A 15,148-nucleotide genomic window follows, 5' to 3' on the forward strand; every position below is an offset into this window, starting at 1 on the left:
GCCGCCATGGCGCCGTGCCTCTTGTTGTCACCAACGCAATTTTCTGCCGCGAGGGCAATGCCCTCAATAGGGCAGGCCGACATAGTTCTCGGCGACGGCGGTGGCCGCCGCGCGGGAATGGACGAGGTAGTCGAACTCCGCCTGCTGGATGCGCTGGTCGAAGCCGTCCCGCTCCGGGAAGCGATGCAGCAGGTTGGTCATCCACCAGGAGAAGCGCTCGGCCTTCCAGACGCGGGCGAGCGCGCGCGCCGAATAGCCGTCGAGCCCGGCATTCGAACTCTCGCGATAGTGCTCGCGGAAGGCGTCGAAGAGATAGCGGATGTCGCTTGCGGCGAGGTTGAGCCCCTTGGCGCCGGTCGGCGGCACGATATGGGCGGCGTCGCCGGCAAGGAAGAGCCGGCCGAAGCGCATCGGCTCGGCAACGAAAGAGCGCAGCGGCGCGATGCTCTTCTCCAGCGAGGGGCCGGTCTGCACGGCATCGGCGATCTCGGCCGGCAGGCGGCGGCGCAACTCGTCGAAGAAGGCGTCGTCGGACCAGTTTCCGACCTTCTCCTCCAGCGGGACCTGGACATAGTAGCGGCTGCGCCCGGCCGAGCGCATCGAGCACAAGGCGAAGCCGCGCTCGTGATTGGCGTAGACCAGTTCATGCGCAGCCGGCGGCCGGTCGACCAGCAGGCCGAGCCAGCCGAACGGGTAGACGCGCTCGAAGGTCTGCAAGGCGCTGGCCGGGACCGAGGCCCGCGAGATGCCGTGATAGCCGTCGCAGCCGGCAATGAAGTCGCAGTGCAGCTCCTGCTCCTGCCCGTTCGCCCGGAAGGTCACGCGCGGCGCGGCGCTGTCGAAATCATGCAGCGCGACATCCTCGGCCTCGTAGATCGTGGGGCGGTCGAGCGCATGGCGGGCCGCGATCAGGTCGCGCGTCACTTCGGTCTGGCCGTAGACGGTGACCGTCTTGCCGCCGCTGAGCTCTTTCAAATCGAGGCGATGAAGCGCGCCGCCGAAGGCAAGCGAGAAGCCGTCATGAACCAGGCCCTCCTGATCCAGCCGCTCGCCGACGCCGGCCTCGTGCAGGAGATCGACCATGCCCTGTTCGAGCACGCCGGCACGGATGCGCGACAGCACATAGTCGGCGCTGCGCCGTTCGAGGATGACGTTGTCGATGCCGGCGCGCGACAGGAGCTGCCCGAGCAGCAATCCCGCGGGCCCCGCACCGATGATGGCGACCTGCGTCCGCATTGTTCTTCTTTGCCTCCCGCGAAGCAACGGTTTGCACCGTTCGATCCGCAGGCCGATGCTAACGCTTTCACTGGCGTTGACGGAATGGAGGATTCGCGCATTGTCTTGGATAAATCGATCGTGAGCGCGACATGCCCGGCAGAAGCGTCCCCGCCTATTGGCTCTATGGCGAGCGCCTGACGGAGCGCTTCCCGGACGCGCTGCATATCGAGCCGATCGTAGCGCGCAGCTCCCTGCACGGCTGGACGATCCAGCCGCATATGCATCACGATCTCTTCCAGTTCTTCCTGGTGACTGCCGGGGGAGGGCGCACGCGCGTGGATGGGCGCGAGCATGCCCTGTCGCCCGGTTCGGTGCTGCTGCTGCCGCCCTCGACCATCCATGAATTCGCCTTCCTCGATGATACCGACGGCTTCGTCGCCAGCGCGGCAGCGACCTCGCTGAAGCGTCTATTCGGCACCGAACCGGAGGCGCGGGCGCTGCTCGGCAGCGCGGCGGTACTGCATGTGCCGGTTGGCGGGGCGCAGTATGCCGGGCTCGATGCCACGCTCAGGCTGGCGATGAGCGAGTTCGCCGCCAATCGGCCGGTGCGGGAATTCTCGCTCGGCGCCTATGCCGACCTGATCGCGGGCTGGTTCGTCCGAGCCATGCGGGGAGCGCGGGCGGTCGCGGAGCCGGTGCGGGATGCACGGGCCGACCTCGTCCGCCGCTTCGTCGAGCAGGTCGAGACGCGCTTCCAGCATCATGATGCGCTGACGGATTATGCGCACATGCTCGGCACCTCTGTGCCGCATCTCTCACGTTCCTGCCGGGAACTGCTGGGCCGCTCCGCCGCGCGGGTGATCCAGGACCGATTGATGATCGAGGCGCGGCGCGATCTCGTCTACACGTCGATGTCAATCTCGCGGATATCGTTCCGGCTGGGCTTTGCCGATCCCGCTTATTTCTCGCGGTTCTTCGCCAAGCGGGCGGGCGTGTCGCCCTCGGATTACCGGGCGAAGGCCTGAGGCCGCTTATCCGGCCGCCTCGATGTCCTTCATCACGGCGGCGGCTTCAGCGAAGGCGGTGTTGCCGGCGGGGACGCCGGCATAGATCGCCGTCTGCATCAGCACTTCCTTGAGGTCGTCGCGGGTGAAGCCGCCGCGGGTCAGACCGGCGCGGACATGCAGGCGGAACTCCTCCCAGCGGCCGAGGCTCGCGGTGATCGCCAGCACGAGCAGGCGGCGCGTGCGGTCGTCGAGGCCGGGCCGGCTCCAGATCTCCTGCCAGGCGATGCGGGTGATCATCGCCTGGAATTCGGCATTGAAGGGTGTGCGGTTGGCGAGCGAGCGGTCGACCCAGGCATCGCCGAGCACGCGGCGGCGGTTCTTGAGGCCTGCCTCGAACAGGGCGTCCGCCGCATCCTGAGTATCCGGGCCGGGGGAGAGGAAGGCGCGCAGGGCGCCGGCCAGGGCCGCGGGGGCTTCAAGCGGAGCGAGATGGCCGCAATCGAGCCGTTCCAGCGCGGCGCCGGGGATGGCCGCGACAAGGTTCTCGCCATGGCCGGCGAAGGGGGTGGAGACGTCGCGTTCACCGACGACAACCAGCGTCGGGCATGTGAGGGCGGGGATGCGGCCGATCAGATCCATGTCCCGGATTGCGGCGCCCGCTCCTGCATAGCCTTCGCGGGCCATGGCAATGAGGTTGCGCCGGACACTCTCGGCCACTGCCGGCTGCCCAGCCGTGAAGGCCGGCGACAGGAAACGCTGCATGGCGAGATCGGCGATTGCGGCGGTGCCGCCAGCGCGAACCTTGCCGATCCGGTCCTGCCAGGCTGCCTTGTCCATGGTGGCGGAGGTGCAGATCAGCGCCAGCGCCGAGACACGCGCTGGCCGGGCCAGAGCCAGCTCCATCGCGATCATGCCGCCGAGCGAGACGCCGGCTACCGCAGCTTGCGCGATCCCGGCTGCGTCCATGACGGCGGCGACATCATCCGCGAGCATGGCGAGCGTGTAATCGCCGTCTGGTGCGTCGGAGGCGCCGTGGCCGCGCGTGTCGAGACGCAGCACGCGGAAGGCTCCGAGCAGGGCAGGCATGGCCGCGTCCCACAAGCCGCGATCGGTGCCGATCGAGTTCAGCAGGACGAGCGCGGGCTTGTCGTCGGTGCCTTCCAGCTTCCAGTAGATGCGGGCGCCGTTGCTCGTCGCGAAGGGCATCGTGCGTTCCTCAGTCGTGCTGGGCGAGCAGCGCGGTGACCAGGCCTGCGCTTTCGCCGATATCGTCGCCGAGCCCGGCCGCGGTGAGATTGCGGGCGATGGCGGCCTCGTCGATCTCCAGCCCCTCGGCGACCGTCGCCATGGCATCGGCCGCGCCGGCCACAATCAGGAAGAGATCGGCCAGCGCCGGGCCTTCCGCCTGCCAGCCGCCGAGGCCTCGTTCCTGCTCGGCGGGAAGGCCGGCGAGAATGCCGGCGACGAGGCCGGGCGCGCGCAGTGCCGCCGAGAGGGCGACCTGGCAGCCGGTCGGATTGCGCTTATGGGCCATGGCGGAAGAGCCGCCGCGGCCGGGGATGGCGGGCTCGCGGGCCTCGGCGATGCCGCTCTGTGCGAGAAGCGAGACGTCGCGCGCCATCTTGCCGAGCGCGCCGATTGCGATCGCGATCGCCGTCGCGATGCCGGCGATGCCGCCGCGGCGCGCATGCCAGGGCGGTGCGTCGGGAAGACCTAGCGCGGCGGCAAGACGGGCGGAGACGGCTGCCGCCTTGTCGTCGAGACTGGCGCGAGAACCGGCTGCGCCGCCGAATTGCAGGGCGGCACCCGCCTCGACCTCGCGGCGCAGGCGGGTTGCGGCTTCCGCGATGCCGGCCTGCCAATGCGCGATGCGCAGGCCGAAGCCGATCGGCAGCGCATCCTGCAACAGCGTGCGGCCGATGGCCGGAGTTGCGGCATGGCGCCGGGCGAGGACGGCAAGCGCCGTCGTGATGCGGGTCAGGTCTGCGTCGAGCAGGCCGCTCGCGGCGCGGATCTGGCAAGCCAGGACGGTGTCGGCGACATCCTGGCTGGTGGCGCCCTTGTGCAGGGCTTTTGCGGCGTCACCGCTCAGGGCGGCACGCAGACGCGCCACCAGCGGGATCGCCAGTGTGCCGGCGAGCGCCGCTTCCTCCGCCAGTTCGGCGGGGTCGATCGTGATCGAAGCGCAGAGTGCGGCGATCGCTTCGGCCGCCTCGGCGCCGATCAGGCCCTCGGCTGCCTCGGCGCGCGCGAGTTCGGCCTCGAAGGCGAGGGCATGACGCAACGTGGCCGCGTCCGAGAACGCGGCCAGCATCGCGTGAGTCGTCGCGGGCCGCGTGCGTAGAAGCCCGCTCACGCGGCCTTTGCGAGGCTTGGCGCGACGGCGAAGGCGGCCTGCGTCTTGGCCTTGACCTCGTCGAGGCTGACGCCGGGTGCGAGCTCGATCAGGGTCAGGCCGCCGCCATTGGCCTTGTCGCAGGTCATCACGCAGAGATCGGTGATGATCATGTCGACCACGCCCGCGCCCGTCAGCGGCAGCGAGCAGCGCTCCAGCACCTTGGATTCGCCGGCCTTGTTGGCGTGGTCCATCACGACGATGACCCGCTTGACGCCGGCGACGAGGTCCATCGCGCCGCCCATGCCCTTCACCATCTTGCCGGGGATGGTCCAGTTGGCGATGTCGCCATTTTCAGCCACTTCCATGGCGCCGAGAATGGTCAGGTCGATATGGCCGCCGCGGATCATCGCAAAGCTATCGGCCGAGGAGAAGAAGCTCGAGCTCGGTAGGATCGTGATCGTCTGCTTGCCGGCATTGATCAGGTCGGGATCGGCCTCGCCCTCGTAGGGGAAGGGACCGATGCCGAGCAGGCCGTTTTCGGATTGCAGCGTCACGTCCACGCCTTCGGGGATGTAGTTCGCCACCAGCGTCGGAATACCGATGCCGAGATTGACGTAGAAGCCGTCCCTGAGCTCCTTGGCCGCGCGCGCGGCGACCTCTTCGCGGGTCCAGGCCATCAGGCTGCCTCCCTCTTGCGCTCGGTCAGCTTCTCGATGCGCTTCTCGTTGATCGTGCTCTTGATGACGCGGTCGACATAGATGCCGGGGGTGTGGATCGCCTCGGGGTCGAGCGAGCCGACCGGGACGATCTCCTCAACCTCGGCCACGGTCACCTTGCCGGCGGTCGCCATGTTCGGATTGAAGTTCCGCGCGGTCTTCCGATAGACGAGATTGCCGGCGGTATCGGCCTTCCAGGCCTTGACGATGGCGACATCGGCGCGCAGCCAGGTCTCGCGGACATAGAGCTGGCCCTCGAATTCCTCGACCGGCTTGCCCTCGGCGACGACGGTGCCGACGCCGGTCTTGGTGTAGAAGGCCGGAATGCCGGCGCCGCCGGCGCGGATGCGCTCGGCCAGCGTGCCCTGCGGGTTCAGCTCAAGTTCCAGCTCGCCAGCCAGGTATTGCTGCTCGAACAATTTGTTCTCGCCGACATAGGACGCGATCATCTTCTTGATCTGGCGGCTCTGCAGCAGCATCCAAAGGCCGAAGCCGTCGGCGCCGGCATTGTTCGAGATCACGGTGATGTTCTTCACGCCGGAATCGCGAATCTGCGGGATCAGGCTCTCCGGGTTGCCCGACAGGCCGAAGCCGCCCGACATGATCGTCATTCCGTCGAAGAGCAGCCCTTCCAGCGCAGCCGCCGGGCCGTCATAGATCTTACCTGTCATCGTTCCTCCCAAGGCGCGGCCTGCTGCCGCGACATGCATTCGCGCCGAGACGGGCGGGCCGCCCCGGGGGTTCCGGCGCGATCAGAATACGAACGCGGGAGAATGTCCATCGTCACGACGCAAGCGCGGCATGGCCTTTTCGCAATCGCGATGTATCCCGCTCAGCGAGCGTTTCAGGCGATCGCCATTTGCTCATTGCCCGAGACCGGAAAGACCCGGTCATAGGCCAGATTAAAGAGGAAGGCGTAGACCACGTAGAAAACCACGATCGCGAGGTCCATTACGAAAGTCTGCCACAGACCCATGCCGAGATACCAGGCCATCGGCGGCAGCAGCAGGACCAGCAACCCGCCTTCGAACAGCAGCGCGTGCAGCACGCGCAGCCCCAGGCTCTTGCGGGTGTGGCCGGCGAAGCGGAGCATCGCGTGGTCGAAGCCGAGATTGAAGACGAAGTTCCACAGCGTTGCGACGGTGGCCGAGCCGACGCCGATCACCCCCATATGGGTCGCCGGCAGGTTGAAGAGCATGGCGCCGCCGGGGATCACCAGCGCCAGCCCGATCACCTCGAACATCACCGTATGGCGAATCCGGTCGGGGAAGGAGCGCATGGACATTCGAAACACCTGTCGTCTGATCTTGTTGACGTGCTGCCTTCTATCGCCAAAACTGGATGATTCAAGTTAGGTCGCATCTGGATATCAGATAGATGAATCTCTCCTTCGAGCAGCTCGAAGCCTTCGTCGCAGCGGCCGAACAGGGCTCCTTCTCGGCGGCGGGGCGGGCATTGCGCAAGGCGCAGTCGGCGATCAGCACACAGGTCGCCAACCTTGAGGAGGACCTCGGCGTCGCGCTGTTCAGCCGGGCCGGGCGCAATCCGGTGCTGACCGTGGCGGGCGAGCGCCTGCTTCGCGAGGCGAAGGTGATCCTGGACCGTCGCGCGCATCTGATCGGCGTCGCCAGCAGCTTCGAGAGTCATGTCGAGACGCGGCTCGTCGTCGCCATCGACGAACTCTATCCCGAGCATCTGCTCGGCACGCTCTTCGCCGATTTCGCGCGGCATTTTCCGCATGTCGAGCTGGAGCTGCTGTTCCCGCTGATGGAGGATGTCAGCCAGCTCGTGCTCGCTGGGCAGGCCGATATCGGGGTGATGTGGCGCCAGGAGGCGCTGCCGCCGGAACTCGGCTTCCAGACGGTCGGCTGGGTGCCGATCAAGCTCGTCTGCGGCAAGGGCCATCCGCTGGCCGGCACCCGCGTCGACTGGGAGGAGCTGAAGCGCCATCGCCAGATCCTCGTCGCGGCGCGCGGCGATGGGCCGGAGAAGCAGCGCCTGCGCGTTGCCGCCGAGGTGTGGTGGGTCGAGAGCCACTGGGTGATCCTGCAACTGGTCAAACAGGGCATCGGCTGGGCCTTCGTCTCCAGCTACGTCATCGCGAATTCGCCGGTGACGGCCGATCTGGTGACGCCCGATCTCCAGTTCGACGATTTCGACCTGCCGGTGGCGCTGGAAATGGTCTGGCACAAGCAGCGCCCCTGTGGGCCGGCGGCGCGCTGGCTGCGCGAGCGCTTCGCATCGGCACGCATCGGGGCGGCGTGAGCCTCCGGCGACCTATTGGTGGAAGGTCCAGAGCAGGCTTTCGCTGAGCTCCTTGAGCGCCTCGACCGCATCCGGCCGCTCGCGCGCGACGGCGGCGATGAGCGCATCCGCGAGGGCGAAGACCGCGGTCGGCGAGTTTGGCAGCAGGCGGCTGCGGGCCGGAGCAAAGAGGGTGACGTCGGCGGCGGGGGCGAGCGGCGAGGTCGGGCTGTCGGTCAGGGCGAGCAGCGAAGCGCCGCGTTTCTTGGCGAAGGTCGCGAGGTCCAGCGTGGCGCGGGAATAGCGCGGTACCGAGATCGCGACGACGAGATCGTCGGGCCTCGCCGACATCATGTGCCGGATGGCACGTTCCGGGCCGGTGCGCGATGACGCGAAGATCACATCGGCATCGAGATAGAGCGCGAGCCCGTCCTCCAGGAAGGAGGCGACGTGGTGGCTGGCGCCGGAGGCGGCGATGAAGACGCGCGGCGCCTTCAGCAGCAATTCGACGGCTTTCGTCACGGAAGCCTCGTCGAGCCCGTCGCGAGCCTCCTGGAGATTGGCGTTCTGGTCGGCGAGGGCGGCGGTGAAGGTCGCGAAGGTCGAGCCGGCGGCGGAGCGGGCGCCGGCGAAGCTGTCGACCGGGTCATGGGCAAATTTCAGGGCGGCGGAAAGCCCGCTGCGGAACTCGCTGTAGTTGGCGTAGCCGAGCGCCCTGACAAAGCGCGTGACCGTCGCGTTGGAGGTGCCGCTGCCCTCGGCCAGCCCCTCGATCGTCATGGTCGCGACGTCGAGCGGGTGCTGCAGCACGAAGTCGGCGGCGCGGCGATGGCCGTTGCTGAGCGAGGGGTAGATCTGGGCGATCCGGTTCGAAAGATCCGTCGTCGGCTTCAGGCCCTGTGACATGCGCGGCTACCCGATTGACGTTCGAAAATTTTCATGTTTGCTACTAGACGAAAATAAAGCTGTCAAAAGCGGTTCTCAACCGGGAGCGGACCTGATCATGCGTAAACCCATTTTCCTCGCGGCTTTTGCGGCCGCCTGCCTTGCCGGCACGGCCGTCTCGGCGCAGACGCTGCGCATTGCGCTGTCCTCGGAGCCGACGGCGGTCGATCCGCATTACCATGAGCTGACGCCGAACAATGCGCTGGCGCAGCACATCTTCGATTCGCTGGTCAAGCAAGACGAGAAGCAGCAGCTGCATCCCAATCTTGCTTCCTCCTGGGAGAACGACGGCAAGAACCGCTGGACCTTCAAGCTGCGCCAGGACGTCAAGTTTACCAACGGCAAGCCCTTCGTCGCCGAGGACGTGGTCTTCACCTTCTGCCGCACGCTGAAGAACGAGACCAAGGTCTCGGATTCCTTCGCCGACGTGACCGGCAATTTCGCGTCGGTCGAGATGCCGGATGCCCATACACTGGTGATCAATACGAAGGAGCCCGAGCCGCTGCTGCCGAACCTGCTTTCGGGTCTCAGCATCCTCTCGGCCTCGATCGTCGAACATGGCCCGATCACCTATGACATCGCCAAGAACTGCGGCGTCACCGGCCCCTGGCCGACGGTGACCGGCTTCAATGACGGCACGCTCGCCGTCGGCACCGGTCCCTACAAGCTCAAGTCCTATGTGCGTGGTTCGGCGATCGAGCTCGAGCGCAGCCCGAGCTATTGGGGCAAGGCCGAGCCCTGGGCGACCGTCCGCCTGCTGCCCGTCACCAATGCCGGTCCGCGCCTCGCCGGGCTGCTCGCCGGCGATTATGACGTGATCGAGAACCCGGCGGCGCGCGATCTCGGCCGGATCAAGGACGACAAGCGCTTCGGCCATGTCGTCACGCCCTCGACCCGTGTCGTCTATTTCCAGCTCGACGTCGCCCGCGATCAGAGCCCCTTCGTCAAGTCCGAAGACGGCAAGAACCCGCTGAAAGACCCGCGCGTGCGCCAGGCGATGTCGCTCGCCATCGATCGCGACGCCATCGTCAAGCGCATCATGGACGGTGCGGCCGAGCCGGCCTACCAGTACCTGCCGACCGGCATGTTCGGCACGCTGCCGAACCCGCCGAAGCAGGCCTATGACCCTGCGCAGGCGAAGAAGCTCCTGGCCGAGGCCGGCTATGCCAAGGGCTTCCAGGTCACGCTTTCGACCACCAATGACCGCTATATCAACGACAGCCAGATCACCCAGGCCGTCGCGCAGTATCTGACCCAGGTCGGCATCAAGGCCGAGGTCGACGCCATGACTCGCGCAATCTACTTCCCGCGCCGCGCCAAGAAGGAATTCTCCGTCGCGATCGGCGGCTGGGGCTCCACCACCGGCGAGGCGGCCTCCTTCCTGCGCCAGTGGCCGCCGACTCCGAACGAGGCCAAGACGATCGGCGGATCGAACTATGGCGGCTACAAGAACGAGCAGTTCGACAAGCTGATTCGCGAGGCGATCACCACGCTCAACGATGCCAAGCGCTCTGACCTGCTGCAGCAGGCCGGCAAGCTCGTCCTGGCCGACAATGCCTTCATCCCGCTGCACTTCGAAAGCGGCATCTGGGCCTTCAAGTCCGATCTCGACCTCGTGGGTCGTGCCGACCAGTACACGCTGGCGATGTCGGTCAAGCCGAAAGCCAAGTAAGCCACCGACCGCCAGGTCATCGACAAGCCGGGCCGCCCGTCGAGGGCGGCCCGCGAACCATTGAGTGGAGCCGGTCGAACGCCATGACCGCCTATATCCTGCAGCGACTGATCCAGAGCGTGCTCGTGCTGCTCGCGGTTTCGGTCGTGGTGTTCTTCGCCGTCTACGGCATCGGCGACCCGATCGAATTGCTCGTCTCGCCCTCGTCCAGCGCGGCCGAGCGCGAGGCGCTGGTCCGGAGGCTGGGTCTCGACCTGCCGGTCTGGCAGCAATATTTCGTCTTCATGGGCAACGCCTTGAAGGGCGATCTCGGCCGTTCCTTCGTGCATGGCGTGCCGGCGATCGAGCTGATCCTCGGCCGCCTGCCGGCGACCTTCGAGCTCGTTCTGCTCTCGATGACGCTCGCCATCGTTACCGGCGTGCCGCTCGGGCTCTATGCCGGGCTCGATCCGGACAGCCGTCCCTCGCGCATCATCATGGGCAGCACCATCCTCGGCTTCTCGCTGCCGAGCTTCTGGAAGGGCATGATGCTGATCCTGCTCTTCGCGGTCGTGCTCGGCTGGCTGCCGACGGCCGGGCGCGGCGAGACGGTTTCGGTCCTGGGCATCCAGACCAGCCTCCTGACCCGGGACGGGCTTAGCCATCTCGCCCTGCCGGCGATCAACCTCGCCATCCCCCAGATGGCGCTCATGATCCGCCTCGTCGCCGCCGGCACGACCGAGGCGATGACGCAGGATTATGTGAAATACGCGCGCGCCAAGGGCGTGAAACCGCGCCGCGTCGTCGGGCGGCATGTGCTGCGCAACATCCTGATCCCGGTCGTCACCGTTGTCGGCATCGAGTTCGGCAGCCTCGTCGCCTTCTCGACGATCACCGAGACGGTCTTCGCTTGGCCGGGCATGGGCAAGCTCCTGATCGACTCGGTCTACCAGCTCGATCGGCCGGTGGTCGTCGCCTATGTGCTGCTGGCGACGCTGCTCTTCGTCACCGTGAACTTTCTCGTCGACATCCTCTATGCCGCGCTCGACCCGCGCGTGAAGCTGACGGGAGAGATGGCATGACCGCCCCGGCGAAAGCCCCGGCCATCCCGGCCTATGCCGACACGCCGCTCCGCGAGAAGGTGCTGCGCCGCATCCGCAACCGGCCGACGACGCGTGGCGCGGCGATCCTGCTCGGCATCATGGTCGCACTGGCCCTGCTCGCGCCCGTCATCGCGCCGCAGAACCCGCATGATCTCGCCGCGCTCAGCGTGATGGATAACCGCCTGCCGCCGGGCGAGACCGCGATGAGCGGCATGACGTACTGGCTCGGCACGGATTCGCAGGGCCGCGACATGCTGAGCGCGATCCTCTACGGGTTGCGCACCAGCCTGATGGTCGGGCTCACCGCGACACTGGGCGCGCTGTTCATCGGCATCTCGGCCGGGCTCGTCGCCGCGCAGTTCGGTGGCGTGGTCGATGCGGTGATCATGCGCGTCGTCGACTTCATGCTCGGCTTCCCGTCGATCCTGATCGCGCTCGTGCTGCTGGCCTCGATCGGGCGCGGTGTCGACAAGGTCATCCTCGCCATCGTGCTGGTGCAATGGGCGCAATATGCGCGCCTGATGCGCGCCTCCGCGCTGGTCGAGCGGCGCAAGGAATATATCGAGGCCGCGCTCAATTTCGGCCTGCCGACCCGGCACATCATGATCGCGCATCTCTTGCCGAACTCGGTCGGCTCGGTGCTCGTCGTCGCCTCGATCAGCATCGCCGGCGCGATCACGCTGGAGGCGACACTCTCCTTCCTCGGCGTCGGCGTGCCGGTGACGCAGCCCTCGCTCGGCCTGCTCATCGCCAACGGCTTCGAGTTCCTGCTCTCCGGCGAATACTGGATCGCGGTCTTCCCCGGCATCGCGCTGGTGCTGCTGATCGGCTCGCTCAACCTCGTCGGCGACCGGCTGCGCCGCAGCTTCAACGTGCGCTCATGAGTGATTTCAGAACCGACCCCTTGCTCGAGGTCCGCGGCCTCAGGACCGTCTTCCATGCGCTCGACGGCGCCTGGCCTGCCGCCGACGGCGTCGATCTCAGCGTCTCGCGTGGCGAGGTGCTGGGGCTGGTCGGCGAATCCGGCTCCGGCAAGTCGGTGACCGGCTTCTCGCTGATCCGGCTGATCGATCCGCCCGGCGAGATCGTCGCCGGGACGATCAGTTTCGGCGGCGAGGATTTGCGCGCGGCGAGCGAGGAGCGCCTGCGCGACCTGCGCGGCGACCGCATCGCCATGATCTTCCAAGACCCGCTGATGACGCTGAACCCGGTGCTCAGCATCGGCGAGCAGATGAGCGAGGCGATCCTGGAGCATCGCGACTGCAGCCGCGAGGAAGCGCTCAGCGGGGCCGCGAAGGCGCTGGCTCGCGTCGGTATCTCCTCGCCCGAGGCGCGGCTCAAGCAGTTCCCGCACGAGTTCTCCGGGGGCATGCGCCAGCGCGTCGCGATCGCGACGGCGCTGCTCAATGCGCCCGACCTGATCATCGCCGACGAGCCGACGACCGCGCTCGACGTCACCATCCAGAGCCAAATCCTGTTCGAGGTTCAGAAGCTCGCCCGCGAGACCGGCACGGCCGTGCTCTGGATCACGCATGATCTCGCGGTCGTGGCCGAGCTCGCGGACCGCGTGGCGGTGATGTATGCCGGCCGCGTCGTCGAGATCGGGCCGGTCGACGAGGTGCTCGATGCGCCGCGCCATCCCTATACGCTCGGCCTGCTCAACTCCTCGGCCGCCAATGTCGCGCCGGGCGAGCGGCTGAACCAGATCGACGGCGTCGCGCCACGCATCGACGCTCGCCCGAGCGGCTGCCCGTTCCGCCCACGCTGCCCGCGCGTCCAGCCGGTCTGCGCCGAGCGCGATCCTGAAGCCGCGGGCGAGGGCGCCCGCAGCTTCCGCTGCCACAATCCGGTGCCGGTGGGAGAAGCCGCATGAGTGCTTCGACAACCACCCAGACCAGCGCCCCGATTATCGAGCTCAAGGGCATCACCAAGCATTTCCGCCGCAAGCCGACGCTGGCGGAACGCATCCTGATGGCGACCGGGCGCGGCAAGGCGCCGCCAGTGCTGCGCGCCGTCGACGGCATCGATCTCAGCGTGAAGCGCGGCGAGGTGCTCGGCCTCGTCGGCGAATCCGGCTGCGGCAAGTCCACGCTGGCGCGCGTCGTCACCGGCATCCTCAAGCCGACGGCCGGCGAGGTGGTCTATGAGCAGCGTCCTGTCGTTGGGCTGAAGGGCAAGGAACGCCTCGATTTCCTGCTCAAGGTCCAGATGATCTTCCAGGACCCCTACGCTTCGCTCGATCCGCGCATGAAGGTCAGCCGCATCGTCGGCGAGGCCTTGAGCGTCCACAAGCTGTTGCCGAAGGCGGAGATCGATGGGGCCGTCGACCAGGCGCTGAGCGAGGTCGGGCTCGATCTCGCCTATCGCGAGCGCTATCCGCACCAGTTCTCGGGCGGGCAGCGCCAGCGCATCGGCATCGCCCGGGCGCTTGCCGTGAAGCCGGATTTCCTCGTCTGCGACGAGCCGGTCTCGGCGCTCGACGTCTCGATCCAGGCGCAGGTGATCAATCTGTTCATGGACGTGCGCGAGCGCCATGGCCTGACCTATCTCTTCGTCAGCCATGATCTCGGTCTCGTCCGCCATATCAGCGACCGTGTCGCGATCATGTATCTCGGCCGCATCGTCGAGGTCGGCACGGCGGCGGAGATATTCACGGAGCCGGCGCATCCCTACAGCGCGGCGCTGATCGCGGCGATCCCCTCGGCGGCACGGCGCAAGCGCGCCTTCCAGCCGCTCAAGGGCGAATTGCCTTCGCCTTTGGCGCCGCCGCCGGGCTGCCCGTTTCATCCGCGCTGCGAGCAGGCGATGCCCGTCTGCCGCGAGGTCCGGCCTGTCCTCACCGAGGTCGCGCCCGGCCGCAGCGCCGCCTGCCATCTGCACACCAGCATCGGACCGAAAAGTGGAATCCACCTTTCGGAAAAATCCGATGCGGTTCCAATAGAATAGATCATCGTTATCGCGTCCGATCGGACGCGCGATGATCTAGGCTCCGGAGGCCGCATGATCACCAAGACCCTGAACCCGCCGATCGGGCGCAGCACGCTGCCCTTCATCGACGTCAGCAATCCGGACAAGCCGCTCGAGGTCAATTGCTACCGACCGGCGCGGCATCAGCCGAACGATCCGGTCATCGTCGTGCAGCACGGCATGCTGCGCAACGGCGACGAATATCGCGATTTCTGGATCGATGCGGCCGAGAAGCACAACCTCCTGATCGTCGCGCCGACTTTCCCGAACGAGCCTTTCCCGAAGGCCGAAGGCTACAATAACGGCCTGGTCGTCTCTGAAGAGGGCAAGATCGCGCCGCGCGCCGCGTGGCTCTACGCGGTGCCCGGCCGCGTGCTCGATGCGCTGCGCGCTGCGGGCGTGATCGATAAGCCGGTCATCCGCATCTTCGGGCATTCGGCCGGTGGCCAGTTCGTGCATCGCATGCTGGCGACGGAAGGCGGCGCGCCGTTCGAGGCGGCGATGGCCTCCAATCCCGGTTGGTACACCTTGCCGACGCCGGAACGGAACTTCCCGGAAGGCCTCGGCGGACTCGGCCTCGACAAGGCGGCGCTGACGCGCTGGCTCGGCTATCCGATGATCCTCTTCGCGGGGGATCGCGACATTGCCACCGACGATCCGAACCTGCCGTCGCAGCCCGAGGCGCTGGCGCAGGGACCGCATCGCTATGGCCGTGCCCATAACATGCTGGCGTTCGGCAAGACCGAAGCCGCTCGCCTCGGCGTGCCCTGCAACTGGCAATTGCTCACGGTCGCCGGCATCGGCCATGATGGGGCGGCGATGTCCCGCGCCGCTGCCTCCTACTGGTTCGAGGGCGGCCGGATTCCGCCGGCCGAGGAACTCGGCAAGCACGCCGCGCCGGTTCTCTGACGCACTCCGATCCGGCCTCGCCCCCTGGGGGCGGGGCCTTTTTCGACATC

Annotated in this window: 15 protein-coding genes; 8 read left to right on the forward strand and 7 right to left on the reverse strand. The window is 67.2% G+C overall.

What is annotated here, in order from left to right:
• Positions 1-63: 63 nt before the first annotated feature.
• Positions 64-1,236, reverse strand: coding sequence for a 4-hydroxybenzoate 3-monooxygenase (gene pobA, locus AC6RIC_RS03430; RefSeq protein ID WP_499735102.1), 1,173 nt, complete (start codon positions 1,234-1,236; stop codon positions 64-66).
• A gap of 131 nt (positions 1,237-1,367) precedes the next feature.
• Here pobA and AC6RIC_RS03435 point away from each other — a divergent pair, with 131 nt between their 5' ends.
• Positions 1,368-2,243, forward strand: coding sequence for a helix-turn-helix domain-containing protein (locus AC6RIC_RS03435; RefSeq protein ID WP_499735103.1), 876 nt, complete (start codon positions 1,368-1,370; stop codon positions 2,241-2,243).
• A gap of 6 nt (positions 2,244-2,249) precedes the next feature.
• On the opposite strand, the gene pcaDC is transcribed toward AC6RIC_RS03435, so the two are convergent.
• The 5 genes from pcaDC to AC6RIC_RS03460 all read right to left on the reverse strand — a co-directional run bounded on the left by pcaDC (position 2,250) and on the right by AC6RIC_RS03460 (position 6,558).
• Positions 2,250-3,431 (reverse strand): bifunctional 3-oxoadipate enol-lactonase/4-carboxymuconolactone decarboxylase PcaDC, encoded by a 1,182-nt coding sequence (gene pcaDC / locus AC6RIC_RS03440; RefSeq protein WP_499735104.1) that lies wholly within the window; start codon positions 3,429-3,431, stop codon positions 2,250-2,252.
• Between the two features lie 10 nt (positions 3,432-3,441).
• The gene (locus AC6RIC_RS03445) at positions 3,442-4,539 is read right to left on the reverse strand and encodes a lyase family protein (RefSeq protein ID WP_499735105.1); all 1,098 of its coding nucleotides are present in this window, start codon (positions 4,537-4,539) and stop codon (positions 3,442-3,444) included.
• A gap of 38 nt (positions 4,540-4,577) precedes the next feature.
• Positions 4,578-5,240 (reverse strand): 3-oxoacid CoA-transferase subunit B, encoded by a 663-nt coding sequence (locus AC6RIC_RS03450; RefSeq protein ID WP_499735106.1) that lies wholly within the window; start codon positions 5,238-5,240, stop codon positions 4,578-4,580.
• Entirely contained in the window at positions 5,240-5,950 is a 711-nt protein-coding gene (locus AC6RIC_RS03455) for a CoA transferase subunit A (protein WP_492285798.1), read from the reverse strand. The genes AC6RIC_RS03450 and AC6RIC_RS03455 overlap by 1 nt, the downstream gene beginning before the upstream one ends.
• A 173-nt stretch (positions 5,951-6,123) precedes the next feature.
• On the reverse strand, positions 6,124-6,558 hold the full coding sequence (locus tag AC6RIC_RS03460) for a PACE efflux transporter (protein ID WP_454658927.1): 435 nt from the start codon (positions 6,556-6,558) through the stop codon (positions 6,124-6,126).
• A gap of 98 nt (positions 6,559-6,656) precedes the next feature.
• On the opposite strand from AC6RIC_RS03460, the gene AC6RIC_RS03465 reads away from it, so the two are divergent.
• Positions 6,657-7,544 carry a LysR family transcriptional regulator gene (locus AC6RIC_RS03465; protein WP_454654757.1) on the forward strand — a complete coding sequence of 296 codons (888 nt, stop codon included), beginning with the start codon at positions 6,657-6,659 and terminating at the stop codon, positions 7,542-7,544.
• A gap of 12 nt (positions 7,545-7,556) precedes the next feature.
• On the opposite strand, the gene AC6RIC_RS03470 is transcribed toward AC6RIC_RS03465, so the two are convergent.
• Positions 7,557-8,429, reverse strand: a complete 873-nt coding sequence (locus tag AC6RIC_RS03470) for a MurR/RpiR family transcriptional regulator (RefSeq protein WP_499735107.1) — start codon at positions 8,427-8,429, stop codon at positions 7,557-7,559.
• A 97-nt stretch (positions 8,430-8,526) separates the two neighbouring features.
• On the opposite strand from AC6RIC_RS03470, the gene AC6RIC_RS03475 reads away from it, so the two are divergent.
• The 6 genes from AC6RIC_RS03475 (at position 8,527) to AC6RIC_RS03500 (ending at position 15,098) form a co-directional block, all read left to right on the forward strand.
• Complete coding sequence (locus tag AC6RIC_RS03475; RefSeq protein ID WP_499735108.1) at positions 8,527-10,140, forward strand: ABC transporter substrate-binding protein; 1,614 nt, start codon at positions 8,527-8,529, stop codon at positions 10,138-10,140.
• Positions 10,141-10,223: 83 nt separating this feature from the next.
• Positions 10,224-11,201: an ABC transporter permease gene (locus AC6RIC_RS03480; RefSeq protein ID WP_499735109.1), complete on the forward strand. Its 978-nt coding sequence runs from the start codon at positions 10,224-10,226 to the stop codon at positions 11,199-11,201.
• Positions 11,198-12,106: an ABC transporter permease gene (locus AC6RIC_RS03485; protein WP_454654761.1), complete on the forward strand. Its 909-nt coding sequence runs from the start codon at positions 11,198-11,200 to the stop codon at positions 12,104-12,106. Before AC6RIC_RS03480 ends, AC6RIC_RS03485 begins: the two co-directional genes overlap by 4 nt.
• The gene (locus tag AC6RIC_RS03490) at positions 12,103-13,095 is read left to right on the forward strand and encodes an ABC transporter ATP-binding protein (RefSeq protein ID WP_499735110.1); all 993 of its coding nucleotides are present in this window, start codon (positions 12,103-12,105) and stop codon (positions 13,093-13,095) included. Before AC6RIC_RS03485 ends, AC6RIC_RS03490 begins: the two co-directional genes overlap by 4 nt.
• Positions 13,092-14,168, forward strand: a complete 1,077-nt coding sequence (locus AC6RIC_RS03495; RefSeq protein WP_499735111.1) for an ABC transporter ATP-binding protein — start codon at positions 13,092-13,094, stop codon at positions 14,166-14,168. Before AC6RIC_RS03490 ends, AC6RIC_RS03495 begins: the two co-directional genes overlap by 4 nt.
• A gap of 54 nt (positions 14,169-14,222) precedes the next feature.
• Positions 14,223-15,098 carry an alpha/beta hydrolase family protein gene (locus AC6RIC_RS03500; RefSeq protein ID WP_499735112.1) on the forward strand — a complete coding sequence of 292 codons (876 nt, stop codon included), beginning with the start codon at positions 14,223-14,225 and terminating at the stop codon, positions 15,096-15,098.
• Positions 15,099-15,148: the final 50 nt, after the last annotated feature.

Source organism: Allobosea sp. TBD101, assembly GCF_059817965.1.

What these genes read in the sequence shown, in the direction of transcription:
- pobA (WP_499735102.1), bottom strand. Translation starts at nt 1,236, where the DNA reads ATGCGGACGCAGGTCGCCATCATCGGTGCGGGGCCCGCGGGATTGCTG.
- AC6RIC_RS03435 (WP_499735103.1), top strand. Translation starts at nt 1,368, where the DNA reads ATGCCCGGCAGAAGCGTCCCCGCCTATTGGCTCTATGGCGAGCGCCTG.
- pcaDC (WP_499735104.1), bottom strand. Translation starts at nt 3,431, where the DNA reads ATGCCCTTCGCGACGAGCAACGGCGCCCGCATCTACTGGAAGCTGGAA.
- AC6RIC_RS03445 (WP_499735105.1), bottom strand. Translation starts at nt 4,539, where the DNA reads ATGCTGGCCGCGTTCTCGGACGCGGCCACGTTGCGTCATGCCCTCGCC.
- AC6RIC_RS03450 (WP_499735106.1), bottom strand. Translation starts at nt 5,240, where the DNA reads ATGGCCTGGACCCGCGAAGAGGTCGCCGCGCGCGCGGCCAAGGAGCTC.
- AC6RIC_RS03455 (WP_492285798.1), bottom strand. Translation starts at nt 5,950, where the DNA reads ATGACAGGTAAGATCTATGACGGCCCGGCGGCTGCGCTGGAAGGGCTG.
- AC6RIC_RS03460 (WP_454658927.1), bottom strand. Translation starts at nt 6,558, where the DNA reads ATGCGCTCCTTCCCCGACCGGATTCGCCATACGGTGATGTTCGAGGTG.
- AC6RIC_RS03465 (WP_454654757.1), top strand. Translation starts at nt 6,657, where the DNA reads ATGAATCTCTCCTTCGAGCAGCTCGAAGCCTTCGTCGCAGCGGCCGAA.
- AC6RIC_RS03470 (WP_499735107.1), bottom strand. Translation starts at nt 8,429, where the DNA reads ATGTCACAGGGCCTGAAGCCGACGACGGATCTTTCGAACCGGATCGCC.
- AC6RIC_RS03475 (WP_499735108.1), top strand. Translation starts at nt 8,527, where the DNA reads ATGCGTAAACCCATTTTCCTCGCGGCTTTTGCGGCCGCCTGCCTTGCC.
- AC6RIC_RS03480 (WP_499735109.1), top strand. Translation starts at nt 10,224, where the DNA reads ATGACCGCCTATATCCTGCAGCGACTGATCCAGAGCGTGCTCGTGCTG.
- AC6RIC_RS03485 (WP_454654761.1), top strand. Translation starts at nt 11,198, where the DNA reads ATGACCGCCCCGGCGAAAGCCCCGGCCATCCCGGCCTATGCCGACACG.
- AC6RIC_RS03490 (WP_499735110.1), top strand. Translation starts at nt 12,103, where the DNA reads ATGAGTGATTTCAGAACCGACCCCTTGCTCGAGGTCCGCGGCCTCAGG.
- AC6RIC_RS03495 (WP_499735111.1), top strand. Translation starts at nt 13,092, where the DNA reads ATGAGTGCTTCGACAACCACCCAGACCAGCGCCCCGATTATCGAGCTC.
- AC6RIC_RS03500 (WP_499735112.1), top strand. Translation starts at nt 14,223, where the DNA reads ATGATCACCAAGACCCTGAACCCGCCGATCGGGCGCAGCACGCTGCCC.